The sequence below is a fragment of the Sphingomonas sp. BL2 genome (assembly GCF_056680015.1).
Genome location: NZ_CM155261.1, coordinates 1,365,291 through 1,389,952 on the forward strand (window position 1 = coordinate 1,365,291; position 24,662 = coordinate 1,389,952).

The following is a 24,662-nucleotide window of genomic DNA, read 5'->3' on the forward strand; positions in this document are numbered from 1 at the left end:
GCATCAATATCGCTCGACACCCCGAATGCCAGTGTGCGGTTTCCTTAACGTGTTCGTGTCACTCGGGAAAAAACGACCGAGCGACCATGCTACCAACCCTCTTCAATCTCCATTTCCAGCATTCGGGCTATCTGGTCGTCGTCGCGATCGGCATCTGCCTGACCGCAAGCTGGTCCGTGTCGCTGCTGACCACCGACATGGCCAACGCCCCGCAGAGCGAGCCGTTGGGCTGGCGTCACGGTGCGCTGGCTCTGGCGGCCGGGTTGGGGGTGTGGGCGACGCACTTCATCGCGATCCTCGCATACCGGCCCGACCTGCTGCTGCGCTACGACCCGTTCGTGACGACGGTGTCGGCGCTGGTCGGGATACTGACCGTCGGCGCGCCGATCGTCGCGATCACGCGGTTGCGGTCGCACAAGGGGCGGATCGTCGCCGCGGGTGCGGCGGGGGCGGGGATCTGGTGCATGCACGCGGTCGGCATCACCGGCATGACCGACTGTATCCACGTCTTTTCTTGGCCGACCAATGCCGCCGGGCTGATCATGGGGACGCTGCTGCTGTCTTCCTGGCAGATCAACCGCAGATGGTCGCGCTCGCGGCCGATCGGGTGCCTGGTGTTCGCGCTGTCGATCTGCGTCACGCATTTCCTGTCGCTGTCGGGCGACCTCGTCCTCGGCAGCATCAACGACGTGCCCGGCAGCGTGTTGTCGCCGGGGCTGGTCGCGGCCTGCATGACCTTCGCAGTGTCGGTCACGTGCCTCGGCAGCCTACTGACCTTCGCGCGCTTCAAGACGACGCGCGAGGAAGAGGCGCAGACGCTGAAGTCGGTGATGGAGAGCATGTCCGACGGGCTGGTGTTCATCGACCGCGAAGGCCGCCTGCGTCATTTCAACCGGCGTTTCCTCGACCTGTTCAACACGCCGGTCGACGCGATCGGCCCGGGGCTGACGATCGACCAGTTCCTCGACGTCATCGCGACATGCCGCGGCTGGGCGGCAGAGAAGCGTACGCTGGTCGGGGGCGCAATGAAGCAGTGGGTGCAGCTCGACGACGATTTCGACCGCGAGTGCGAGATGGAGGATGGCCGCACCTATCAGATGCAGTGCCGGTCGATCCCGCGACAGGGCATCGTGCTGACGTTCAACGACGTCAGCGCCGAACGCCGTGCGCTCGATAACCTCACGCATCTCGCCTATCACGATCCGCTGACCGGCCTGCGCAACCGCCGCGCGCTGCGCGAGGAGAAGGAGGCACGGATCGGTCTCGGCAAGCCGTTCTCACTGCTGTTGATCGACCTCGACGATTTCAAGCGGATCAACGATGCGTATGGCCATGCGGTGGGAGACACGTTGCTGATCCATGTCGCGGCCGAGCTGACGAGCCTGCTGCCCGACGACAGCTTCGTCGCGCGGATGGGCGGCGACGAGATCGCGATCATCGCCACGCAGCTCGGCGATGCGGCGACCGCGCTGGCCGATACGATCGTCGTCCGGCTGAGCGCGCCGGTGATCATCGACGAACGCCGGCTGCTGCCCGGATGCAGCATCGGCATTGCCGGGTTCGCCAACGACCTGACGCCCGACGAACTGATGAAACGCGCCGACATGGCGCTGTACGAGGCGAAGCGACGCGGGCGCCGGCGTGCGCAACCCTATGTCTCGGGCCTCGCCGAACGGTTGGTCGAACGGCAGCACATCACCGACGACCTGTACGAGGCGGTGCAGAATGGCGGTTTCTCGCTGGCGTTCCAGCCGGTGGTGGCGCTGTCGTCGGGCATCACGACGGGATACGAGGCGCTGATCCGCTGGAACCACCCGACGCGCGGCTGGATATCGCCCGATACCTTCATCCCGATCGCCGAGGATTGCGGCCTGATCGAGGAAATCGGCCGGTGGGTGATCATGGAAGCGTGCCGGCAGCTGGCGGGCTGGTCGCCGCACCTCCACGTCGCGATCAACGTCTCGGCGGGACAGCTGAAGTCGGACGCGCTGCTGCACCATCTGACGCAGGCGATCCTGGTCTATGGTATCGCGCCGGAGCGGGTCGAGGTCGAGATCACAGAGACCGCGCTGATCGACGATGCCGCGCGCACGGCGGCGATGTTGGCGCGGATCCGCCGGACCGGGATCAAGGTCGCGCTTGACGATTTCGGCACCGGCCAGTCGTCGCTCGCGCATCTTCGCGATTTTCAGTTCGACCGGATCAAGATCGACCGGAGCTTCGTGATCGAGGCGGGCTCCGACGCGCGGTGCATGGCGGTGCTGCGCGCGACCGTCGCGATCGGCCAGGAACTCGGCGTCCTGACGCATGCGGAGGGGGTCGAGACGCGCGAACAGCTCGAGTTGCTGCGCTCGATCGGGTGCGACGCGGTGCAGGGCTATCTGGTCGGGCGACCTGTCGTGCCATTCACCGACGCGGTCGAAAATCTCGTGCCGATGGCGGTGGGAATGGGTTCGAGCCCGACCGGCGACGAGTCCGCGTCCGTCGCGCGGATGGCCGCCTGACCGTTTACCGCTCACACGCGGGCATCCCGCCTGTCCGCGCATTCGCAAGAGTGCCGGGCGGTCGAATTGCTTCCGTGCAACGACGGTATGCTATTGTGGGCGTGTTAGAATTTCGATAGCAAATGGTCGCTTGGAACAGAGTAAGAACCAGACGTCCTTGCAGGACCAGGATGCCGATCATACTCTGATCATGGCGGCGTTCGGCCGTTCGCTGGATGCTACCGATCCTTTCGTGGTTGGGTTCAACGAAGCGCCATTGCCTATGGCGATCAGCGATCCGACGCTTCCCGACAACCCGATCATTCACGTGAACGCCGCGTTCGAGCACTTGACGGGCTATGCTCGCGACGAGGTGGTCGGGCGGAATTGCCGGTTCCTGCAAGGGCCGGAGACGTATCCAGAAGACGTGTCGCGACTGCGGGATGCGATAAGGCGGTCCGAGCGGATCGAGATCGACCTGCTCAACCACCGCAAGGACGGGACGCCGTTCTGGAACCGGTTACTGGTCGCGCCGGTGTTCGATCGCAGCCGGCATCTGCGCTATTACGTCGCGTCGCAGCACGACGTGACGCTCGAACGCGAAACGCTCGCGCTGCTGGAGGCCGAGCAGCGCGAACTCGAGGCGTCCGCCGCGGAGACGCAGGTTCGGCTCGCCGACAGCGCCGCGCGGCTGCAATTCGCGTTGAAGGCTGGGCGGCTGGGCGCGTGGACCTTCGATCCCGCCAGCCAGCATCTCGACGCGTCGGATGGCTGCAAGATCGTCTTCGGCTATGATCCGGGCGCGGCGTTCGGTTATCCCGAGTTCCTCGAAACGATCCATGCGGAGGATCGCGCGCGCGTCGTCGAGGCGATCCAGGAGACGATCGCGACGGGATGCGACTACGACATCGAATACCGCATCGTGACGCCGACGGCCGAGGTTCGCTGGGTCGCGATCCGCGGCGAATTGCTGACGCGCGCGGATGGCACGGCGCTGTCGATGACCGGCTTCTCGACCGACATCACCGAGCGCAAGCGGACCGAGGAACACCGCGCGCTGCTGGCGGGCGAGTTGACGCACCGGGTGAAGAACACGCTCGCGACGGTCAGCGCGATCGTCAACCAGACGTTGCGCGATGCCGCCTCGATGTCCGAGGCACGCGACACGATCGGTGCGCGGATTGGATCGCTGGCGGTTGCGCACGACCTGTTGCTGCGCGACGAGGTGGAGGGCGCGACGATCGCGGATATCGTGACCGGGGTGATGGCGCCGTTCGACGATGGCGGCGGTCGCCTGTTCTCGGTCGAGGGGCCGGATGTCCGGCTCGAGCCGCGCGTGACGCTCGCCTTGTCGATGGCGCTTCACGAACTGGCGACCAACGCCGCCAAATATGGCGCGCTCCACGTCGCGGGCGGGCATGTCACGATTTCATGGAGCGTCGGCATCGGCGAGGGCGGACGCCGGCTGGCCTTCATGTGGGAGGAGACCGGTGGCCCGGTAGTCACCACGCCGACGCGCACCGGCTTCGGATCGCGGATGATCGAACGCGTGCTCGCACAGCATATGCGCGGCACCGCCCGGATCGAGTATCGCGACACCGGCGTCGTCTTCACGATCGACGCGCCGCTCTAGGCTCGCGGACGTCGATGCCGAAACCGCCCCCGCTGACGACTCCCGACGGGCGCTATATCGTGGTGCGCGGACGGCTTTGGCGCACCGCGAACCCCGGCCTTGACGAAGACGACCGCGTGCGACTGGTTGCGGCTTTGATGGACGGTCGGCGAGGCGTAGCCGCGGCGAAACGGGATGGCGATAGCGCAGCGGAGGCGGCTGCGCGGACCGCGGTCGATGCGGCGAAGCACGGTCTGGGCGAGCGCGGGCCGGTATGGTGGACCGATGGCGCGCCCGACCTCAACCGGCACATGGCGCGCACGACGCCCTATGCGGACTGGTTTGCGACGGTGGATGACGCCGCGTAACCGAGTAACCTATTTAACCATAAAATATGTCCAAGCCGGACCCGGGCCGGACCCAGCGCGTTGAGGGACACTGGTTTTACGGGAAACGCAGATGTGCCACGTGCTTGTAATCGAAGACGACTGGCTGATCGCGGATCATATCATAAGCTTGATCGAGCAGGCTGGCGCGACGTCCTATGACCAGGCCGATTGCGAGACCGATGCGGTTGACGCGGCTGGCGCACGCACCCCGGACATGATCGTGTCCGACGTAAAGCTACGCGAAGGGACCGGACCGCTGGCGGTCCAGCGGATCATCGCCATGCATGGCGACATCCCCGTGATGTTCATCACCGGAACGCCCGAGGCATGCGTACCATGCGATCCGCCGGCTGCGATACTCGACAAGCCGATCAGCGAATCTTCGGTTATCGAGACGTTCCGGAGACTTGCCCCGCACTGAGCGGCAGCGAGGTACGGCGTGGTGAGCGCCGTACCTCGATTGGCTATCAGCCCTGGATCTCGCTCGCGTCGAATTCCTTGAACGCGGCCTTCACCTCGGCGGCGCGGGCATCGTCCGCAATGTCGACCGAGACGACAATCTTGCCTTCAAGGGCAGCATCGTCACGTGATTCCGGCGTCGGGTCCTTGCCTTCGGTATCCGAACCGGCCTTCTCGTCGCCGACGCTGTTGTCTGCGCCGTCGGTGGTGATGAAGATGTCGGTCCGCTCGATGCCTTGCTCCTGGACCAGGCGCTCGACGGTCATCTCGGCTTCGCGGCGGGTATCGAACTTTGCCTTGAGAGTGGTGGACATTGGTCGCTCCTTGTTGCGGGTCAAAAGGTCAGGCGGGACACAGATCGGGCGATGCGGCGTGTGCGCGATCGCTGGCGTCGATGTCCGCGAGGTGATCGAGGAAATTGTTAAGTTCGGTGCGGCGCCGCGCTTCGTCGGCGAACTCGCGGTCGACGCCGAGCGCCCATAGCAGCGAGCGGCGATCGGGATCGTGGTGGAGCGCATCGAGCTGGTCCGCGCGGTGCTCGACATCGTCGGTTGTCTCCGCGAGCCCGGCTTCGACGATGTCCTCGGCCTGGCGACGCAGCGCCACCGCGATCTCGCCGAGCGCGAGTTCGGGGTGATATTGCACGCCCCAGAAAATCCCGCCGTCGTGGCGGATCTCGGCGGCCTGGATCGTCGTGACGGCGTTGCTCGCCAGCAGGGTCGCGTCTGCGGGAAGCGTCTCGACCTCGTCGCCGTGGATCGCGGGTGCGTCCCAGCTCGCCGCGCGACCGGCTAGCAGCGGGTGATCGCGGCCTGCGTCGGTCGGCGTGATGCGGCGGGCGATCCCGGCCTCCATCCGCTGTGGCATCTTGCGGACTTTCCCTCCGGCAGCGGCGACCGCGAGCTGCAGCCCGGCACAGGATCCGAACGACGGCGTGCCTGATGCGAACACCGATCGCATGAAGGTCAACTGGCGTCGGACCTCTGGGCTGTCGTCATAGACGTGGAGCGGCGACCCGGTGATGAACACCGCGTCGAACAGGCCCAGGGCGCTGGCTTCGTAGACCTGCGCATCGTCATCGGCGGGCGCGACGATCGTGATCTCGGCATCGGGACGGAGCTGACGAAGCGTCGACGCGTAGGTTTCGCCGGAGCTTTTGCCGGCGTGGCGACGACGCGCCTCGCGCTCGTCCGCGGTCTCGCTTTCGGCAACCAGAAAATGCGGCAAACCCGGTCCTCTCCCGTTTCGGTTCGAGCGACCTCAACGCGCTGGCACGCGTTTCGTCCGCCGCCGCCGCAAATTTTGCGCGCTCACATCTCGAGTGCGCGCTCGTAGCCTGTGAGTTCGAGATAGCCGCGACCGCCGCGCGTGCGGACCGCGCCCTCCCAATAGACCGGCAGGCCGCTGCGGCGGGCGTCGAGCTCCTGCGCGGCGAACATCGGTACGAGGCGCCAGCGCTGGATGCCGCCGGCTATCCGCACGCTCAGTTCCTGCGAGACGGGGTAGAGCGCGCCGGTCGCCTTGCTGCGCCATGTCGCGAGCGGGCGGAAGGCGACGTCGCCCGGGCCGAACACCGTCATGCTGCCATCGGCGCGACGGAGCGAGCCGCCCGTCCAGACCGTCCCGCCGCCCTTGCGCCGGATGCGGAACGCCATCAGCGCGGAGCCGTCGTCGAAATTGAGCCCGGTCCAGTCCCAGCCTTGCGCGGCGGGGGCGAGGTAGTTGGACGACCATTCGCGATCGAGCCACGCCTCGCCGGTTACCGCGATCGTTCCGCCACCTTTGCGGACCCGGCCGGTCACGCGGAGATGCGGCACCGAGTAGTAATAGCTCGCTTCCTCGGGGCGCGGTCCCTTGCGGCTATAGCCGCCGATTCCTTGCGGCAGGGGAGGCTGCGTCGGCTGGAAGTCGAGCGCGAGGCCGAAGCCGTCCGCGTTTACACGCGTCGTCCAGCGGCCATTGCCTGCACGGCGCAACCGCCAGTCGCGGATCGCGACGTCGGCATCACCCGTCCGCGCCTGGGCGAGACCGAAGCCTTCGCGTGCCGCCTGCTCGCCGTGGAGCAGCTTGCCGGTGGTCGGATCGGACAGCGCGGCGTGCGCGAACAGGACCTGGCGTGCGGCGAACCGGCTCGGGTTGCGCGGATCGACCGGCGGACGCGTGCGGAAGAAGGTGACCTGGAAACCGAGATCCTTGCCATCCTCGGTCCGCAACCAGCCGGTCACGTACCACCATTCGGTGCGAAACGCCGGGTGCGCGCCGTGATCCGCGGGGAAGCGCAAGCTGATCCCCGGCCGCACGACCGGATAAGGGGCGGGCGGCGTGGCGGCGGGCGCGGCGACACCGATCGCGGCGATCCAGCCGAGCAGGGCCCAGGGTCGCAGCATCACCAATCCTCCCGCACCGACTGAACCGCGCTCTTCGCCGTGGCGCGCCGCCCCGCGAGCATCGCGGTCGCCGCCGCCGCACCCGTCAGCGCGGTCGCGACGCCGATCAGCGTGCCGAGCGGGATGCGGGTGGTCATCGTCCAGTTGAACGACTGCGGGTTGATGACGTGGATCAGCACCTGCGACAGGACCAGGCCGAGCCCGATCCCCGCGAGCGCGCCGGTGAGGCCGACGATCGCACCCTCAGTGGCGAGCATCCTGGTGAGCTGGCCGCGGGTAAGGCCGAGATGCCGGAGCATCCCGAACTCGCGTTCGCGCGCGATCGTCTGCGCCGACATCGTTGCCGCGACGCCCGCCAGCCCGACCAGGATCGCCACCGCCTCCAGCAGATACGTGACCGCGAAACTGCGATCGAACAGCGTCAGCGCGAGTTTCCGCAGCGTCGCCGGCTGGCCGACTTCGACCTGGGGGCGCAGGTCGGCGGGCAGACGATCTGTCATCGCGCGCGCGACCTTCGCTGGATCCGCGCCGGGCAGGATCGTCGCGGAAATCTCGTCGCGGCGATCGTCGCCCGTCAGGCGCTGGTAATCGCCCTCGTCGATCAGCACCGCGCCCGCCTGGCGTCCGTAGTCGCGCCATATGCCGGCGACCGTGAACTGCGTGCGGCCGGCGATCGGCAGCGTGATGTGCTCGCCCGTATCCCAGCCGTACAGGCGGTGTGCGGGCTCGGAGACCCAGATCGGCAGCGCATCCTTTGGCACCGGCGGTCCGCGATCGATCAGCACCAGCAACGGATCGCGGCCACCGCGCTCGGGTCTTGCGATCAGGCTGACGGGTGGGCGATCCGCGGCGATGGTCAGCGGGATCTGGCGGCTGAAGGCGAGGCGGGCGATACCCGGCGTGCCCGCGATACGCGTGCGGGTCGCCGGATCGAACGTCGCGCCAGCGGTGGTGCGCAGATACAGGTCCGCGCCGAGCACCTGGTTGAGCCACTCGTCGACCGCGCCGCGGAAGCTGGTCACCATCGTCGCCATCGCGATCATCAGCGCGGTCGACGCGACGATCCCGCACAACGCCGTCGCCGCTTCGCCGGGCGCGCCGTGAAGGTGACGGACCGCGAGCAGGCCGGGTACGCTGCCCCGCGTCCGCCGTGCCAGCGGGGTCAGCAGCGTGCGCGCGAACCACGGCACACCCGCGACGCCGCCCGCGAGCATCAACGCCATTCCCAGAAATCCGAACAGCGGCAGCCCGGCGATCGCGGGCAACAGCGATGCGGCGCCCCCTGCGATGAGCAGCGCGGCGGCAGGCCACCACGCGACCGGCCGCCGCGGATCGAGTACGTCGCCGGCGTTCTTGAGCGCTGCGGCCGGTGCAGCCCGCGCCGCGACGCGTGCAGGCAACGCGCTGCCGAGGATCGCCGCGAGCAGGCCGAGCGCGAAGAACCCGATCGCGGCACCGGGCTGGATCACGACGCGCGCGGTGCTGCCACCGAAATAGCCCGCACCGAGGTCGCCGCCGAACCAGTGGAGTGCCGCCCATGCAAGGCCGTAGCCTGCCGCCAATCCTGCCGCGGCGCCGACCAGTCCGATCGCAAGCCCCTCGATCACGACTGCGGCGATGATCCCGGCGCGCGGCATGCCCAATGTCCGGAGCAGAGCGAACGCACGTTGCCGCCGCACCACCGACAGCGACTGCGCCGAATAGACGAGGAAACCGCCGGTCAGCAGCGCGACCAGCGCCAGCATGTCGAGATTGACCCGGTACGCGCGAGACAGGGCATCGCCCTGCGCGTTCTGCGTCTCGGCGGTCGACAGGATCGCGTCCGCGGGCAGGATCGCGCGCAACGCCGGCTCCGCGACCGCGCGATCCGACAGCGCGAGGTCGAGGCGATCGATCCGCCCGAGACGCCCGAACCGCCACTGCGCTGCGGCGATATCCATGACGCCGACCGCGGTCGATTCGTCCGTCGCCGGCAGCGTGCCTGCCACCCGCAGCGGCACCGACCGGCCGTTGGCGACGACGACCAGCTGAGTTCCGATCTTCGCACCGACCTGGGTCAGCGCCGCGCGGGACAGGAACAGCGCGGACTCGTCGAACGCCGTATCGTTGCCGGTATCAGGACCACGCGGGCGGATACCGATCAGCGACGGCGTCACTTTGGCGGCACGGATCACGTCGACTCCCAACAGCGTCAGCCGCGCCTTGCCGACCCGCGCATCGAGGCGGAGCACCGGGCTGGCATCGCCGACTCCATCGGCACGCGCTACGCGGGGATAGAGGCGTTCGTCGAAACCGAGCGGGCTGGTCGCGCGGACCGACAGTTCGGCGGCACCACTGACGCCGCGCATCGCGCCGTCGAACGACGCCAGCGCCGATCCGTTGACGAGATGCACCGCAAAGCCAAGCGCCACGCCGACCGCGATCGCGACCGCCGTCAACAGGAAGCGGGCAGGGTGGAACCGCCATTCGCCCGCGATCAGCCAGCCAAGTCCCAGCCGTCCCGACCAGAGCCCGGACCCGGACTTCAGGCCGATCTCAGGCGCCACGCCGCTCCACCAGCCCTTCGGCGCCCAGCGTCAGCACGCGGTCGGCGATCGCCGCGCTCGCGTCCGAATGCGTCACCATCACGCCCGCCGCGCCATTGCCACGCACCGCATCGGCGAACAGCGACAGCACGCGTGCCGCGGTCTCCGGATCGAGGTTGCCGGTCGGCTCGTCCGCGAGGATCAGCGCCGGGCGGTGGACGAGCGCACGGGCGATCGCCACGCGCTGCAGCTCACCGCCCGACAGATCCCGCGCATAGCCGTCACCGCGACCATCCAGCCCGACCGCATCGAGCATCTCTTCCGCGCGCGCCGATGCCGCGACGTTGTCCGGCGAGACGAGCGCGAGCGGCAGCGCGACGTTCTGGCGCAGCGTCAGATAGGGGAGGATGTGGAAGGCCTGGAAGACGAAGCCGATCCGCTCGCGCCGCAACCGGGTCCGCGCGGTTTCGTCGAGCGTGCCGAGGTCGATCCCGTCGATCGCCACGCTGCCTTCGTCCGCCTCGTCCAACCCGGCGAGGATGTTGAGCAACGTCGATTTTCCGACCCCGGATTCGCCGATGATCGCGACCAGTTCGCCCGCGCCGACCTCCAGATCCAGATGCCGGAACAACCGCCGCGGCCCCGGCACCGACTTACCGAGCGCACGGACCGCGAGAAGGGGAGGGGCGTCAGCCATGTCCAGTCCGTGCAATAGCTTGGGTGGCGCCGCAAGCACCGACATCGCTGGATATGCGGTAGATCAGTAACCGGGTCGATAGGTTCGTTCGACGTGCCCCGTGAGTTCGTCGGGATGGAAATAGACCGGCCGCAGCCGTCCCTCGGCATAGCGCGCTACCTGATCGGCGAAATGCGGCGATCGGACGTCGCCGCTCTGGCCGCCGGCCATGACCGCCATCGCCTTCACCCGCGCGCCGAACTCGACCACCGCGACGAAGCTGTTGCCGCTGGTGCCGTAATAGCGCTTCGTCCCCGGCCACGGTTTCGCGCCGAACGATGCGAGGCTGCCCCACTGCGCCGAGGTGAACGGCACCGGGGTCGAGGTGCGGGCATCGTCGAAATGCGGTGCGATCGAATCGTCGAGCCGCTGGAAGCGGTTGATGTCCTTCCACGGCGTCCGCCAGTCGCCGAAATCCTGCTTGAGCCGAGTGACGGCCGTGCTCAGCGCGGCGAGCTTCGTATCAGGGCCGACTCGCGTGGCGATATAGTCGGGCACGTTCAGCCGCTCCGCCTGCGCGAAGCTGCCGACCTCGCGCCACAATTGGTCGCCCCAGAAGACCGCGAGGCTGGTCGCGGTAGAGTCGTAGCCCCAGCGATGGTCCCAGCTCTTGAGCAGCGCGATCGGTGCGGCAAGCGCGGGGCGACGCGGATCGCTGGCGGGAAGTGCCTCCCACGCGGCGACCAGTCCGGGCAGCAATCGCGCAAAGGCGGGGAGATAGGGATCGAACGCTGCGGCCCGCAGCGTGTCGGGTGTCCAGCCGGTCTTCCCCGTCAGCAACAGGTCGGCATGGACGCCGCGCGCATTGCCGCCGACCTGGTCCATGTAGCGCGGATAGTCGGCCGCCTTGGGGCTGTCGGGGCCCGCCGCGCTCCACGGCCAGTCGTTGGTGTTGTGCGCCCACCCTATGCGCGGGTTGAGCACGCTCGGCAGGCTGGGGAGCGTATGCAGGCCATGCCAGTCGGTCGCGGGGTCGCTGCCGTCGACCGGGCGGGTATAGTCGAAGCGATCGTCGCGGATCGGCATGAACTGCGGCATCAGGAACGCGATCTCGCCCTTGCTGTCCGCGAACAGCGTGTCGTTCGACGAATTCGCCTTCAACGCCGCGACCCTCATGTATCCTGCGAGATCGGTCGCCTTGGTCCGCAGATAGCTTTGTTCGAGCGCCGGCACCGGGCGCCACATCAGCGCGGTGGCGATCCATTTGCCGGCCTTGGAGGCGACGATCGGGCCGTGATGCGTGCGATAGGTGGTGAAGCGGCGCTCGGCGATCGTCCCGTCGGGCTGGCGGACTCGCAGCGTAACGGTGTTCGCGACGACCGGCCGGCTGGCCGTTCCGTAGCGATAGGCATAGCCGCCGCCACGCCGCGTGACCCGTTCGGCGAACTCGTCGACGTTGTCGACCGTCGCCGAGGTGTGCATCCACCCGGCCTTCGGATTGAAGCCCTGGTAGACGAAGAACTGGCCCCATGTGCTGGCGCCATACGCGTTCAGCCCCTCGTCGCTGGTCATCTGCGCCTCGGAGCGGAAATAGAAGCTGGTGTGCGGATTGATCAGCAGCAGCGCGTGGCCGTTCGCGGTCAGCCGGGGCGCGATGGCGATGCCGTTGGAGCCGGACGGCTCGCGTGGGATCATCCCCAGTTCTTCGGGCGTGGGCGGGGTCGGCTGGCCGTAGAAGGTCTTCAGGTCGCTGAGCGAGATCCGCTCGATATCGCCGCCGATGCTGCCTTCGGTGAAGCTGAGTGCCATCCACGGCTCGAACCTGGTCAGCACGCGGGGCTTTGTCTGCGGGTGCGTCGCGAGATAATAGTTCAGCCCGTCCGCCCAGGCCTGCATCAGCGTGCGCAACCAGGCCGGGCTCGCGGCATAGTCCGCCTTCAGCGTGGGCGGATCGACGAACAGCCGCTGGCGAAGGTCCGCCCAGACCGCGTCCTCTCCCACGTCAGCACCCGCCGCCTCGGCGGTCCGGCCGAGCGCGGTCAGGTAATTCGCCTCGATGCGCGGGAAGTCGTCCTCCGCCTGCGCATAGATCATCCCGAACACAGCATCGGCATCCGACCGACCCTTGATATGCGGGATGCCCCAGTCGTCGCGGGTGATCGTCACGCGCTTGGCCTGCGCCTGCCATCGTTGCATGTCGGTGGGCGCGGAAACAGGGGTTGCCGAGGAGGGGGCGGCCAGCAGCAAGGCCGACAGGATCAACGGGTGACGCGCGCGCCGAGGGATTGCCATGCGCCGAGCGTAAGGCGAGCGCATGAGAAACGCCATGCGTACTGATGGTGATGAAGATGGTGGATCGGAAGGCTGAGGCTCTGTCGCCTCGCGCTGGACCGCTGTTTTCCTAGGAAAACTGGAGCGGGCGAAGGGATTCGAACCCTCGACCCCAACCTTGGCAAGGTTGTGCTCTACCCCTGAGCTACGCCCGCTCTGGCGCCTATGCCTCCGGTCTGAAGCGACACGGTGACTGGGTGAGGCGCGCTGTTAGCCCGGTGTTTCCGGGACGGCAAGCGCCTTCTGCATTCTTCGTGTAAAATTCTGACGGGTGCTGGTTTGGAGGGCATGAAAAAGGGGCGGACGTTGCCGTCCGCCCCCGAGGCTTTTGATCAGGTGTGCCCGATCAGTCCTAACGGCTCAGAACTGGAAGTTCGCGCCCACCCGGATCGTCCGGCCGACCGCACCGATCTGCGTGTAGGTCGGGTTGTAGTTGACCGCGGCATAGTTGCCCGCGTTCAGCGGCGCCTTCTGGTCGAGCAGGTTGACGACGTTGAAGTACAGGTCGAACTTGTCGTTGACCTTCACGTTGCCGGTCAGGTCGACGTCGACGAAGTGCTTCACGTGGCAGTTGAACTCGGGGTCCGTGCCGCCATAGGTGCTGCCGCCGTTGCAGTCGGTGGTCCCGAACTGGTCGTACGCCACCGCCTTGTAGCCCGACGTGTAGTACGCCGTCGCGGTGAGCGTGTACGCCTTGTAGTCGATGCTGTTCTGCCAGTTGCCGCGCCATGCCGGCGTGCCCGCACCCGACGAGGTGATGAACGGCGCTTGCGTGCCGACGAAATCGACGAACGGATCTGCATCGCTCTGCTTAAAGTCGTAATGGAGGATGTAGGTCGCCTCCGCACGGCTGGTGAAGTGGAAGTCGTCGGTTGGCTTGAGCTGGACGAGAGCCGAGAAATCGAGCCCCGAGGTCTTGAGGGCCGCGGCATTGGCGAACGGCGAGTTGACGAACAGCGCGCGTGCCGGGGCGTTCGGGAACGAGGGATCGATCGCGTCGGGCGTCACGCTATAGCCCGCGGGCAGCGCGGTACCTGCATAATAGGCGGCAAGTGCCTGGTTCGAGAGCGGCCCGCCGGTGATCACTCGCGTCTTCTTGATGTTGTAGTAATCCGCGGTGAAGCTCAGCCAGCGGAGCGGCTGGACGACTACGCCGCCGGTGAAGCTGCGCGACAGCTCTGGCTTGATGTCGGGGTTGCCGGCGGTGTTGAAGCCGATCGAGTAGGACTGGTTGTACGCGCTGCCGCCCGAGCAGGTCGTGCCGGTGACCGTGGCACCGTGCTGCGCCTGGAGCGAGCAGGGGGGCGTGGCGGCGGTGAAGCCGACCACCGAGCCCGACGTCTCGGCAAAGCTCGGGGCGCGGAAGCCCTTCGAGAAGGTACCGCGCAGCGCGACCTGGCGGATCGGCGTGAACTTCACGCCGATCTTGGGCGAGAAGTGGCTATAGCCTTCCGAATAGTGATCGAAGCGGCCCGAGCCGTCGATCTCCAGGCTGGTGAGGATCGGCGCATTGACCTCGAAATACGCCGATTCGACGGTGCGGTTGCCGACTGCCGAGAACTGGTTGAGGTTGATCGTCGTGAAATCCGGGTTCTGGCTCGGATCGTTCTGTGCCTCGTAGCGGACCGACCCGCCGACGCCGAGTTGCAGCGCGCCACCCGGAAGCTGGAACAGATCCTTGGTGATGACGCCCTGGACCATGTCGAGATCGCTGGTCGCCTGCGAGCGGACGGTCGGCGAGATCGAGGCGCGGACGGCGGCGGTGTTCAGCTCGGGATTGACGAAATTGTAGCTGCCGGTGGTGATCGCGGTCTGCAATCCGGCGAGGTTCAGATAGCCGTTCTGCGTGATGTCGAGCCACGAATGCGCCGCGGTGATCGTGGCGGAATAGCCCCAGCCCTCGCCGAACTGGCCGTCGATGCCGGCGGCGGCGCGGATCACGTGGTTCTTGTACTCGGACGAGTTGGCGATGTCGCCGAACCGGTAGCGGATCGCGGCCGGCGTGTTGAACGGGTTGTTGGGATTGTCTGCGCCGTTCGCCAAGGTCGCCGGGAGGACGATGTTCTGCGTGTTGACCGGGTTGGCCGAGCGGATCAGCGACGGGTTGCCCTGCGACTTCACGTCGTTCTGGAAATACGACGCAATCAGATACGCTTGCGTCTTGTCGTTGATCTGCGCGGTGCCGTGGACGGTAACGCCGAACCGCGTCTGCTCGGGCTGAATCTGGCTGTATTGGGAAACCAGGTTCTGCTCGCAGCCCTGGTCGTTGAAGCCGGTGCCAGAGCGCGGCGTGGTGACGAGCGTCTGGCCGGCCGCGCAGCCATTGGGGTTGAGCACCTGGAACGGACCGGTGGCGAGGCCGGTACCCGACAGGATGTTGCCTGGCGTGGTCTGCGTGGTGGGGGCGACGACCGCGCTGGTCGTGCTGCTCGGCGCGACCGAGCCCGGATTGTTGTTGTCACCGCCGATCGAGGTCAGATCCTGCGTGTTGTACGGGAAGCCGCGGTTGCGATTGTAGATCGGATCGTTGTGCTGATATTCGCCGCTGACGTAGAAGTTGAAGCCCTGCTCCTTCAGGCGGCCGGTGCCGAGCGTCAGCGTCGCGCGCTGGCTGCCACCGTCGCCGCGCTGCGTCACGCCGCCCTCGACCGTGCCGTACGCGCCGACGATCTCCTTCTTCATGATGATGTTGACGACGCCACCGATCGCATCCGCGCCATAGCTCGACGATGCGCCGTCCTTGAGCACCTCGACGCGGTCGACGATCGCGTTGGGGATGGTGTTGAGATCGACGAACGAGCGCTGCCCGTCATCGGCCAGCGGATAGTTCGCGGTGCGCACGCCGTCGATCAGCGTCAGCGTCGAGTTGACCGTCAGGCCGCGCAGCGACACGCCCGACGAGCCCGCGCCGAAGCCATTGGTGAACGAGGTCGGAACCGAGCCGCTGCTGTCGGCGGAAATCGAGCGGACCGCGTCGGACACGTTGTTGATGCCGGCCTTGGCGAGCGAGTCGGCGGTCAGCACGGTGACGGGCGACGGCGTCTCGGTATCGGTGCGGCGGAACAGCGAGCCGGTGACGACGATGTCCTGCGGCTGGTCGACCTGAGCAGCGGGTGCGGCAGCGGCGGGGCTGGCAGGGGCTGCCGTCGGTGCCGATGTCGGGGCAGGCGAGACGTCACCCTGCGATGGAGTCGAGACGGACGTGCTCGGCTGGACTTGAGCATCCTGCGCGAACGCCGGTGCGGTGCCGATCAGTCCGGCAAAAGCGAGTGCAGAAAGCGCCGAGCTACGAAGCAGCGTCGGCCGGAAAGCGAGGGTGGTAGTCATGGCGAGCAATCTCTTACTAGGCCCGTCTCCAACCCTTGCGAGGGTGGCATCGAGCGCGTTCCGGAACGGCCGCACCCGGGGAGGAATGTGGCTGGGCGGAAGACCTGAGGCCGCGTCGCAAAACTGTAAATAAGTGAGATCAAGCGCTCAAAAGTTCGCCGGTTGGGTGTCGCAGAAAAGACACTGTTCCTGTCGCATTTTTCATAGTTATGTCACGCTAGCGGATGAACCGTGCTTCAATTGCGGGCGACTGAAATGCGTAACGCAGTGGTATGATACGCGTTGAACGGGGCCTAAGATTCACCTTTGAAAAAGATTCCGCTTGGCGAGTCCGGCACTAGAACATTACAAGAACAATTGTGAACGAGTCGTCTGCCTTGATAGCCCGCCTGAAGCGGATTGCCACGACCGGGATGCCGACTCAGGGTGATGGCCGTGCGGACGATGCGTGGCTGACGCAGGGGATGGCGAAGGCGCAACTCCACGAGATTTTCGCGACGGTCGACGATTCGGCGAGTGGCGCGGGGTTCGCGATCGCTTCGGTGTTGGCGGCAAAGGCGGCGCCGGTGATGTGGCTGCGGACCGAGGCGAGCGAGCGCCAGGGCGGGCGGCTGCACGCGACCGGGCTGGTCGAGATGGGGCTCGACGTGACGTCGCTGGTGCTGGGGCTGGTCGAGGACGAGGCGAGCTTGTTGCGCGCCGCCGCCGATGCAGCGCGGTGCCACGGGCTCGGCACGTTGCTGATCGAATCCTGGGGGCGCGCGCCTAAAATCGATCTTACCGCGACGCGGCGGCTGATGCTGGCGGCCGAAGCCTCGGGCGTTACCATTCTCAGCCTGCGCATCGGTGCCGAGCCGGTGCCGAGTGCGGCAGCGTCGCGCTGGCAGGTCGCCGCGTGTCGCTCGCGACCGCTGGAAGCCGACGCACCGGGCAAACCTGCCTTCGACATCGAATTGCTGCGCCGACGCGGAGGCCAGGCCGGGCTTCGCTGGCGTGTGGAGTGGGACCGTGACGCGCATATCTTCGACCAAACCGCCTTCGCCTCTGACGATTCCACGACGCTACCTGGCGCTGGTGTTTCCGTGGCTGCCGATCGAGCGGCTGCGGACGATGCGGCCGCATTTGTTCGTCGGACGGGCTGAGACACCGATCGCGTTCGTCGAGACGGTCTCGGGTGGGGTGCGGCTGAAGGCGCTCGACCGCGAGGCGGTGCGGGCAGGGCTCCAGCCGGGGCTGACGCTGGCCGATGCGCGGGCGCGGGTGCCCGAACTGGAGGTGTACGAGCATGACGCGCATGCCGATCACGAATGGCTCGAGCGGCTGGCCGACGGGTGCCAGCGGTACACGCCCTCGGTTGCGCTTGACGAACCCGACGGGTTGATCCTCGATATTGCCGGTTGCGTGCACGAGTTCGAAGGCGAACGCCGCCTCGCCGCCGATCTAGAAGAACGCCTTGCGCGGCGGGGGCTGCTGGTTCGCCATGCGTTCGGCGATACGCCCGATACGGCGCGGGCGCTGGCGCGGTATGCGGGGGCGCCGGCTCCGGATGAAAAGCGGGCGGTGAAGCGGTTGCCGGTGGCGGCGTTGGGCCTCGACGAGGATGCGACGACCGCCTTGTCGCGCGCCGGGCTGAAGACGGTCGGCGACGTGATGGCGCGGCCGCTCGCGACGATCGCGGCGCGGTTCGGCGAGGAGGCGGCGATGATGATCCGCCGGCTCGACGGGTCGGTGAAGGGACCGATCATCGCGCGCCGCACGGTGGCCAAGATCGGTGTCGAACGCCGCTTCGCCGAACCGATCGCGCGCACTGAATACGCGCTGGAGATGCTCGCCGAACTCGCCACTGAAGCGGCGGCCCAGCTTACCGACCGCCACGAAGGCGGCCGACGGTGGGAGGCGCGCCTGTTCCGTGCGGACGGCCTCGTCCAGCGGTTGCGGATCGAGACCGGCCAGCCGACGCGCGACGTGGCGCTGTTGATGCGGCTGTTCCGCGAGCGGATCGACAGCCTCGCCGACCCGCTCGATCCGGGGTTTGGCTATGATCTGGTGGGGCTCGACGTGGCGCTCGCAGAAAAGCTCGATGCGTCGCAGTTGAAGCTGGAGGGTGGCGAGGCGCAGAAGGGTGAGGTCGCACAACTCGTCGACCAGCTCGGCACGCGACTGGGGCGAACCCGCGTCCGCCGGTTCTCGGCGCGCGACAGCCATATCCCCGAGCAGGCGGAGCTGATGCTGCCCGCCGCCGAGGCTCCTGCCCCGACGCCGTGGACTGCGCCGGAGACAGGCGAACCACCGCTCCGCCCGATCTACCTGTTCGATCCACCGCAGCCGATCGAATCGATGATGGCCGAGGTCCCGGACGGGCCTCCGCACCGCTTCCGCTGGCGACGTACCGTGCATGACGTGGCGCACAGCGAGGGCCCGGAGCGGATCGCCGGCGAATGGTGGCGACGGCAGGACATCCCGACGCGCGATTACTACCGCATCGAAGACCGCCGCGGCCGCCGCTTCTGGATCTTCCGCCACGGCCTGTATTCCGAGATGGAGGCGCCGCGCTGGTACCTCCACGGCGTGTTCGCGTGAGCGGCGCGGCGCCATGACCGGGTTCGCCGAGCTCGTTGCCGCGACCAATTTCTCGTTCCTCGACGGGGCGAGCGATGCGGGCGCCATGGTCGGGCGTGCGGTGGAACTGGGGCTTGGCGGCATCGGTATCGCCGATCGCAACACCGTTGCGGGCGTCGTCCGCGCGCATCAGGCGTTGAAGAAGGCACGCGACGGCCTGCTCGGCTTGGCGATGCCGCCGATCGATTTCCGACTGGTGGTCGGTGCGCGGCTGGTGTTCGAGGACGGCACGCCCGACATCGTCGCCTACCCTTCGACCCGACGCGGCTGGGGACGACTGACCCGGTTGCTGACGATCGGCAACAGACGCGCCGAAAAGGGCGGCTGCATCCTGGGGCTCGGCGACCTGATCGCGCATCATGCCGACATGATGCTGGTCGTCATGCCCGAAAGCAGCGCGCGCGGCGCCGTGCCGGTATCGCCTTTGCCCGACGGCGACGCCTTGCCCGAACGAGGCGAGCGTGATCTGCGGACGATCCTGAAGGCGGTGAAGCGACTGGGGCCGGACTCGATCTGGCTGGGCGTGACGATGCCGCGGGGCGGTCGCGATCGGCAGCGGCTGGCGCGATTGGGGCGGATTGCCGACGCGGCGGGCGTTCCCGTGCTCGCGACCACCGACGCGCTCTATGCCTATACCGACGACCGCGACCTGCACGATGTCGTCACCTGCATCCGCGAGCGCACGACGATCCACAAGGCCGGGCGCCTGCTGGCCGCGAACGGCGAGCGGCATCTGAAGCCCGAGGAAGAGATCGCCCGGCTGTTCCGCGATCGCCCCGATGCGGTGGCGCAGAGCGCGCGGTTGCTGTCGCGGATCGCGTTCTCGCTCGACGATCTCAAATACGAATATCCGCATGAACCCATTCCTGCAGGCTGGGAGGCACAGGATTGGCTTGAACATCATGTCTGGCAGCTCGCGCTGGAACGCTATGACTACCGCGTGCCGGAAAAGATGCGGGCGCTGCTCCACGAGGAATTCGCGCTGATCCGCGAGCGCGAATACGCCTATTATTTCCTGACCGTGCACGACATCGTCCGGTTCGCGCGGGCGCAGGATCCGCCGATCCTGTGCCAGGGGCGCGGGTCCGCCGCCAACTCGGTCGTATGTTACCTGCTCGGCGTCACGTCGGTCGATCCGATGAAATACGACCTTCTCTTCTCGCGGTTCGTATCGAGCGAGCGCGACGAGCCGCCGGATATCGACGTCGATTTCGAGCATGAGCGGCGCGAGGAGGTGATGCAGTATATCTATCGCCGCTATGGCCGCGACCGCGCCGCGATCGCCGCGACCGTCATCCATTATCGGCCCAAGAGCACGGTGCGCGAGGTCGGCAAGGCGCTCGGCCTGACCGAGGACGTGACGCAGCGTCTGACGAGCACGGTGTGGGGCAGTTTCTCGAGCCGGTTCCAGGAACAGCGCTTTGCCGAAACCGGCTTCGATGTCGACAATCCGGAGATCGCGCGGTTGCGCGAGATGGTCGACCGGCTGCTCGAATTTCCGCGGCATCTGTCGCAGCATGTCGGCGGGTTCGTGCTCACGCAGGGGCGGCTCGACGAGATGGTGCCGATCCATAACGGCGCGATGGAGGAGCGCACTTTCATCGAATGGGACAAGGACGATATCGACGCGCTCGGGCTGATGAAGGTCGATATCCTCGCGCTCGGGATGCTGACGTGCATCCGCAAGAGCTTCGACCTGATGCGTCTTCACGGGCTCGGCGATCACCTGCTCGATACGATTGCGGTGGCCGAGGACGACCGGGTCTATGACATGCTGTGCAAGGGTGACAGCATCGGCGTGTTCCAGGTCGAGAGCCGGGCGCAGATCAACATGCTGCCACGGTTGCGTCCCCGCGAGCTGTACGATCTGGTGGTGCAGGTGGCGATCGTCCGGCCCGGGCCGATCGAGGGCGACATGGTGCATCCGTATCTACGGCGGCGCAGCGGCAAGGAGGTGGCCGAATATCCCTCGCCCGATCCGAAGTTCGGGCCGGCCGACGAACTCAAGCAACTGCTCCGATTCACCTATGGCGTGCCGTTGTTCCAGGAACAGGCGATGAAGCTGGCGATCGTCGCGGCGGGGTTTACCCCGAACGAGGCGAACCAGTTGCGCAAGTCGATGGCGACGTTCCGGAAGGTTGGCGGCATGGACAATTTCCACGCCAAGCTGATCGGCGGGATGGTCGGCCGGGGGTACAAGGCCGAGTTCGCGGAACGCTGTTTCAAGCAGATCGAGGGGTTTGGGTCCTACGGATTTCCCGAGAGCCACGCCCTGTCGTTCGCGCGGCTGGTGTATGTATCGTCGTGGATCAAATGCTTTCACCCGGCGGTGTTCTGCTGCGCGTTGCTCAATTCGCAGCCGATGGGGTTTTATGCGCCGGCGCAGTTGGTGCGCGATGCGGTCGAGCACGGGGTGACCGTGCTGCCGGTCGATGTGAACGCGAGCGGGTGGGATAACAGCCTATCCTCCCCGGCACGGGGAGGGGGACCGCGCGAAGCGGGGTGGAGGGGGGCTTCCGCGGACGTATCGCTTGGGGGTGGCACTGTTACGGGAGGGGCGGATAAGGCTGCTACTCTTCCAAGCGGGACGTTTGCGGCGCCCCCCCTCCACCATCCTGCGGATGGTCCCCCTCCCCGTGCCGGGAAGGATTTGCGGCTTGGTTTTCGGCAGGTGGATGGGTTTCGGAAGGATTGGGCCGAGGAGATCATTCGCGTTCGGACCACGCCGTTTGCTAGTATCGAGGACCTCGCACGGCGCGCGAACCTGCCGCAGCGGGCGATGAACCTGCTGGCCGATGCGGATGCGTTCCGGTCGGTGGCGAAGGAACGGCGCGAGGCTTTGTGGGATGTGCGCCGGACGCCGCCCAAGCAGCTTGCGCTGTTCGCCGCGGCAGAGGTGCCCGAGCTTGGCGCGGAGCCCGATGCGCATCTGCCGGCGATGCCGCTGTCCGAGCAGGTCGCGGCGGATTACCAGACGACCCGGCTATCGTTGAAGGCGCATCCGATGCAGTTCCTCCGCGAACGCTTTGCCGCCGAAGGGATCTTGTCGAGCGCGCAGGCCAACGCGACCAAGGACGGGCGGCGCGCGAAGGTGGCCGGCGTGGTGCTGGTCCGCCAGCGGCCGGGCAAGGGCAATGCGATCTTCGTGACGATCGAGGACGAGACGGGGATAACCAACGGGCTGATGTGGGCGCGCGATTTCGAGGCGAACCGCCGCGCGGTGATGGCGTCGCGGTTGATGGTGCTGGAGGGCGTGATCCAGCGCAGCGAGGAAGGCGTGACGCACCTGATGACGTCGCGGGTGCAGGACCGCACCGAGATGCTGCGGCTGTTGTCGGAGGATCACGCGCTGGAGCCGCCGCTCGCGCGGGTGGACGAGGTGATCCGGCCGGTCCTCACGCGGAGTCCCGATGCTCGCGCGCATTATCCGCGCGCGACGCATCCGCGCGACGTGCGCGTCCTCCCCAAGTCGCGTGACTTTCATTGAGGGCGGATTGCCGTTCGTTGGTGTGGTGCCCAACATCGCCGAACGCTCAGTCACCCGGACCGGTTTAGCGCCTACCCCCTCCGAATAGAGGCACCTCCCCGGCGGAGGCCGGGGTCCAGTTGGGAAACGTTGCTGATGGAGGCTGCGCTCCGTAACTGTGACCTTTCCAACTGGACCCCGGCCTTCGCCGGGGAGGTGGCTTGTCCGAAGATGGAAATGCTGGCCAATTCGGGGGGGCACCGTCTCGCAAGGCCGTATCTATGCCCACGCGCACCCATGGATGTCGGAACCGCAAGCAAGACAAATGACGCCTCGACGCGCGAACCGAATACCAAGGCACGTTTGTCGTGCATGCCTATCCATCCTAAAGGTGGCATTCGCCGCGGGCGCCCCCCAGATAGCGCGTCTGGATTACACGGGAGTTGAACTTGGCCACGCTTGGAATGTCCCCCGCGGAGAAGGATGCCGTCGAGGCGTTCCGTCGCGATGTCGTCGAACCGTCGATGACGAAGCTCGTGATCATCGATTTCTGGGCGGAATGGTGCGGGCCGTGCAAGGCGCTGACGCCGACGCTGGAGAAGGTCGCCGCCGACTATGCCGACAAGGGCGTCGTGCTGGCGAAGGTCGATACCGACAAGAACCAGTTCATCGCCGGGCAATTCCAGATCAAGTCGATCCCGACCGTCTATGCGATGTTCCAGGGCCAGCTGGTCGCCGACATGACCAGCGCGCGCACCGAATCGCAGTTGCGCGTGATCCTCGACCAGTTGCTCAAGCAATTGCCGATCGAAGCCGGCGCAACAGACGCGGTGCCCGACGTCGAGCCGTTGATCGCGATCGGCGAAGAGGCGCTGGCGGCCAATGACGGCGAGCGCGCGCTCGGGATTTTCCGCGAGATCGCCGAGATCGCGCCCGAGCATCCACAGGTCCATGCCGGGTTCGTCCGCGCGCTGGTCGCGACCGGGCAGCTTGACGAGGCCTCGGACTGGCTGGCGAACCTCGATCCGGCGATCGCCAAGGACCCGGCTATCACCCGTGCGCAGGCCGCGCTCGCACTCGCGCAGTCTGCGCCGCCGGTCGAGGATTTGTCGCCGCTGCTCGCAGCAGTCGAGGCAAACCCTGACGACCTGCAGGCCCGGTTCGCGCTCGCCAATGGCCAGATGGCGGCGAACGACCGGGATGCGGCGGCGGACACGTTCCTCGGCATCATCGCCACCGAGCGCGACTGGAACGAGGGCGCGGCGCGGACGCAGTTGTTGAAATTGTTCGAGGTCGTCGGGCTCGAAGACCCGTGGGTGTCTGGACAGCGACGCCGCCTGTCTGCGATCCTGTTCGGATGACCACCGAGTCCGCTCCTCCGCGCGCCACCCCACCGCGCACGACCACGCGACTGTCGATCTTCCCGTTGCCGGGGGCGCTGCTGTTCCCCGGCATGCACCTGCCGCTGCACATGTTCGAGCCGCGCTATCGGGCGATGATCAGCGATGCGATGGCGCGCGACCGGCGGATCGGGATGATCCAGCCGCGGGGCGGACCGCATGACGACGCGGATGCGCTGTATGACATCGGCTGCGTCGGCAAGATCGCCGAGGTCGAGGCGCTCGATGACGGGCGTTACAATGTCGTGCTGGAGGGCATCGCGCTGTTCCGGATCGTCCGCGAGTTGGACGTGACGACCGCATTCCGCCAGGTCGAGGCCGAGTTGCTGCCGTTGATCGAGGACGACGCGCTGTCGCTCGGGCGGCGGTCGTCGCTGGAACTGGAGTCGCGTCGGTTCGCCGACATGCAGGGCTATGCGGTCGATTGGGATGCGGTCGGACGGCTCGACGACGAGAGCCTGGTCAACGGTATCGCCCAGATCGCACCGTTTGATGCCGCCGCCAAACAGGCGTTGCTCGAGGCGCCGGATATCGAGCAGCGCGCCGAGCTGATCATCCAGTTGATGCAGTTCTTCGGGCGGCACGACGGCGACGAATCGGTGACGTTGCAGTGAAGTCGCCCAGCAAGGGTCGCGCGCACGGTGCCGTGATGTTGATCGGCATGTTCTTCGCCAATCTGTTCGATCCCAAGAAGATCACCGCGATCGAACACGTCGCGACGCAGCGGCGGATCGGCAGCGAGTCCGGTCGCATTGCCCACGCCGCCGCGGCGCCGCCTTCTCGGGGCGAAGGAGTTTGACGATGACACCCCTGGACCCCTGGCTGCTCGAACGCCTCGTCTGCCCGATGACGCGCACGCCGCTTCGCTATGACGAGACCGCGCAGGAATTGATTTCGGACGCTGCCGGGCTCGCCTATCCGATCCGCGACGGCGTGCCGGTGATGCTGGTCGAGGAAGCACGCCGGCTCGACGAGACCGCCGCCTGAT

Annotated in this window: 18 protein-coding genes and 1 tRNA gene; 11 read left to right on the forward strand and 8 right to left on the reverse strand. The window is 67.0% G+C overall.

What is annotated here, in order from left to right:
- Nucleotides 1-86 precede the first annotated feature (86 nt).
- From AC1ME3_RS06330 to AC1ME3_RS06345, 4 genes are all read left to right on the forward strand, one after another.
- Entirely contained in the window at nucleotides 87-2,504 is a 2,418-nt protein-coding gene (locus AC1ME3_RS06330; protein ID WP_480955298.1) for a bifunctional diguanylate cyclase/phosphodiesterase, read from the forward strand.
- Between the two features lie 130 nt (nucleotides 2,505-2,634).
- Nucleotides 2,635-4,116 carry a PAS domain-containing protein gene (locus AC1ME3_RS06335; RefSeq protein WP_480955299.1) on the forward strand — a complete coding sequence of 494 codons (1,482 nt, stop codon included), beginning with the start codon at nucleotides 2,635-2,637 and terminating at the stop codon, nucleotides 4,114-4,116.
- Between the two features lie 14 nt (nucleotides 4,117-4,130).
- A complete protein-coding gene (locus AC1ME3_RS06340) occupies nucleotides 4,131-4,463 on the forward strand; it encodes a hypothetical protein (RefSeq protein WP_480955300.1) in 333 nt (110 codons plus the stop codon).
- A 91-nt stretch (nucleotides 4,464-4,554) separates the two neighbouring features.
- Nucleotides 4,555-4,905, forward strand: a complete 351-nt coding sequence (locus AC1ME3_RS06345) for a response regulator (RefSeq protein WP_480955301.1) — start codon at nucleotides 4,555-4,557, stop codon at nucleotides 4,903-4,905.
- Between the two features lie 46 nt (nucleotides 4,906-4,951).
- Here the strand turns inward: AC1ME3_RS06345 and AC1ME3_RS06350 are convergent, their stop codons facing one another.
- From AC1ME3_RS06350 to AC1ME3_RS06385, 8 genes are all read right to left on the reverse strand, one after another.
- On the reverse strand, nucleotides 4,952-5,257 hold the full coding sequence (locus AC1ME3_RS06350; RefSeq protein WP_480955302.1) for a hypothetical protein: 306 nt from the start codon (nucleotides 5,255-5,257) through the stop codon (nucleotides 4,952-4,954).
- 28 nt (nucleotides 5,258-5,285) lie between these two features.
- Nucleotides 5,286-6,170 carry a type 1 glutamine amidotransferase gene (locus AC1ME3_RS06355; protein WP_480955303.1) on the reverse strand — a complete coding sequence of 295 codons (885 nt, stop codon included), beginning with the start codon at nucleotides 6,168-6,170 and terminating at the stop codon, nucleotides 5,286-5,288.
- Nucleotides 6,171-6,253: 83 nt separating this feature from the next.
- On the reverse strand, nucleotides 6,254-7,330 hold the full coding sequence (locus tag AC1ME3_RS06360; protein ID WP_480955304.1) for a lipocalin-like domain-containing protein: 1,077 nt from the start codon (nucleotides 7,328-7,330) through the stop codon (nucleotides 6,254-6,256).
- Entirely contained in the window at nucleotides 7,330-9,876 is a 2,547-nt protein-coding gene (locus AC1ME3_RS06365) for an FtsX-like permease family protein (protein WP_480955305.1), read from the reverse strand. The genes AC1ME3_RS06360 and AC1ME3_RS06365 overlap by 1 nt, the downstream gene beginning before the upstream one ends.
- Nucleotides 9,866-10,552: an ABC transporter ATP-binding protein gene (locus AC1ME3_RS06370; protein ID WP_480955306.1), complete on the reverse strand. Its 687-nt coding sequence runs from the start codon at nucleotides 10,550-10,552 to the stop codon at nucleotides 9,866-9,868. The genes AC1ME3_RS06365 and AC1ME3_RS06370 overlap by 11 nt, the downstream gene beginning before the upstream one ends.
- A 63-nt stretch (nucleotides 10,553-10,615) precedes the next feature.
- Nucleotides 10,616-12,823 carry a penicillin acylase family protein gene (locus AC1ME3_RS06375; RefSeq protein WP_480955307.1) on the reverse strand — a complete coding sequence of 736 codons (2,208 nt, stop codon included), beginning with the start codon at nucleotides 12,821-12,823 and terminating at the stop codon, nucleotides 10,616-10,618.
- A 119-nt stretch (nucleotides 12,824-12,942) separates the two neighbouring features.
- A tRNA-Gly gene (locus AC1ME3_RS06380) sits at nucleotides 12,943-13,017 on the reverse strand.
- A 205-nt stretch (nucleotides 13,018-13,222) separates the two neighbouring features.
- Nucleotides 13,223-16,189: a TonB-dependent receptor domain-containing protein gene (locus AC1ME3_RS06385; RefSeq protein WP_480955308.1), complete on the reverse strand. Its 2,967-nt coding sequence runs from the start codon at nucleotides 16,187-16,189 to the stop codon at nucleotides 13,223-13,225.
- A 359-nt stretch (nucleotides 16,190-16,548) separates the two neighbouring features.
- Between AC1ME3_RS06385 and AC1ME3_RS06390 the strand changes: the two genes are divergently transcribed.
- The 7 genes from AC1ME3_RS06390 (at nucleotide 16,549) to AC1ME3_RS06420 (ending at nucleotide 24,661) form a co-directional block, all read left to right on the forward strand.
- Nucleotides 16,549-17,331 (forward strand): ImuA family protein, encoded by a 783-nt coding sequence (locus tag AC1ME3_RS06390; RefSeq protein ID WP_480955309.1) that lies wholly within the window; start codon nucleotides 16,549-16,551, stop codon nucleotides 17,329-17,331.
- Nucleotides 17,300-18,769, forward strand: coding sequence for a Y-family DNA polymerase (locus tag AC1ME3_RS06395; RefSeq protein WP_480955776.1), 1,470 nt, complete (start codon nucleotides 17,300-17,302; stop codon nucleotides 18,767-18,769). Before AC1ME3_RS06390 ends, AC1ME3_RS06395 begins: the two co-directional genes overlap by 32 nt.
- A 13-nt stretch (nucleotides 18,770-18,782) precedes the next feature.
- A complete protein-coding gene (locus AC1ME3_RS06400) occupies nucleotides 18,783-22,295 on the forward strand; it encodes an error-prone DNA polymerase (RefSeq protein ID WP_480955310.1) in 3,513 nt (1,170 codons plus the stop codon).
- Between the two features lie 443 nt (nucleotides 22,296-22,738).
- A complete protein-coding gene (locus tag AC1ME3_RS06405; RefSeq protein ID WP_480955777.1) occupies nucleotides 22,739-23,635 on the forward strand; it encodes a tetratricopeptide repeat protein in 897 nt (298 codons plus the stop codon).
- Nucleotides 23,632-24,288 carry an LON peptidase substrate-binding domain-containing protein gene (locus AC1ME3_RS06410; RefSeq protein WP_480955311.1) on the forward strand — a complete coding sequence of 219 codons (657 nt, stop codon included), beginning with the start codon at nucleotides 23,632-23,634 and terminating at the stop codon, nucleotides 24,286-24,288. Before AC1ME3_RS06405 ends, AC1ME3_RS06410 begins: the two co-directional genes overlap by 4 nt.
- Nucleotides 24,285-24,473, forward strand: coding sequence for a hypothetical protein (locus AC1ME3_RS06415; RefSeq protein ID WP_480955312.1), 189 nt, complete (start codon nucleotides 24,285-24,287; stop codon nucleotides 24,471-24,473). The genes AC1ME3_RS06410 and AC1ME3_RS06415 overlap by 4 nt, the downstream gene beginning before the upstream one ends.
- A 2-nt stretch (nucleotides 24,474-24,475) precedes the next feature.
- Entirely contained in the window at nucleotides 24,476-24,661 is a 186-nt protein-coding gene (locus tag AC1ME3_RS06420; protein WP_480955313.1) for a Trm112 family protein, read from the forward strand.
- The last annotated feature ends 1 nt before the right edge of the window (nucleotide 24,662 follow it).

What these genes read in the sequence shown, in the direction of transcription:
- AC1ME3_RS06395 (WP_480955776.1), top strand. Translation starts at nt 17,300, where the DNA reads ATGCGGCCGCATTTGTTCGTCGGACGGGCTGAGACACCGATCGCGTTC.
- AC1ME3_RS06340 (WP_480955300.1), top strand. Translation starts at nt 4,131, where the DNA reads ATGCCGAAACCGCCCCCGCTGACGACTCCCGACGGGCGCTATATCGTG.
- AC1ME3_RS06400 (WP_480955310.1), top strand. Translation starts at nt 18,783, where the DNA reads ATGACCGGGTTCGCCGAGCTCGTTGCCGCGACCAATTTCTCGTTCCTC.
- AC1ME3_RS06420 (WP_480955313.1), top strand. Translation starts at nt 24,476, where the DNA reads ATGACACCCCTGGACCCCTGGCTGCTCGAACGCCTCGTCTGCCCGATG.
- AC1ME3_RS06405 (WP_480955777.1), top strand. Translation starts at nt 22,739, where the DNA reads ATGTCCCCCGCGGAGAAGGATGCCGTCGAGGCGTTCCGTCGCGATGTC.
- AC1ME3_RS06330 (WP_480955298.1), top strand. Translation starts at nt 87, where the DNA reads ATGCTACCAACCCTCTTCAATCTCCATTTCCAGCATTCGGGCTATCTG.
- AC1ME3_RS06360 (WP_480955304.1), bottom strand. Translation starts at nt 7,330, where the DNA reads ATGCTGCGACCCTGGGCCCTGCTCGGCTGGATCGCCGCGATCGGTGTC.
- AC1ME3_RS06345 (WP_480955301.1), top strand. Translation starts at nt 4,555, where the DNA reads ATGTGCCACGTGCTTGTAATCGAAGACGACTGGCTGATCGCGGATCAT.
- AC1ME3_RS06350 (WP_480955302.1), bottom strand. Translation starts at nt 5,257, where the DNA reads ATGTCCACCACTCTCAAGGCAAAGTTCGATACCCGCCGCGAAGCCGAG.
- AC1ME3_RS06370 (WP_480955306.1), bottom strand. Translation starts at nt 10,552, where the DNA reads ATGGCTGACGCCCCTCCCCTTCTCGCGGTCCGTGCGCTCGGTAAGTCG.
- AC1ME3_RS06410 (WP_480955311.1), top strand. Translation starts at nt 23,632, where the DNA reads ATGACCACCGAGTCCGCTCCTCCGCGCGCCACCCCACCGCGCACGACC.
- AC1ME3_RS06385 (WP_480955308.1), bottom strand. Translation starts at nt 16,189, where the DNA reads ATGACTACCACCCTCGCTTTCCGGCCGACGCTGCTTCGTAGCTCGGCG.
- AC1ME3_RS06375 (WP_480955307.1), bottom strand. Translation starts at nt 12,823, where the DNA reads ATGGCAATCCCTCGGCGCGCGCGTCACCCGTTGATCCTGTCGGCCTTG.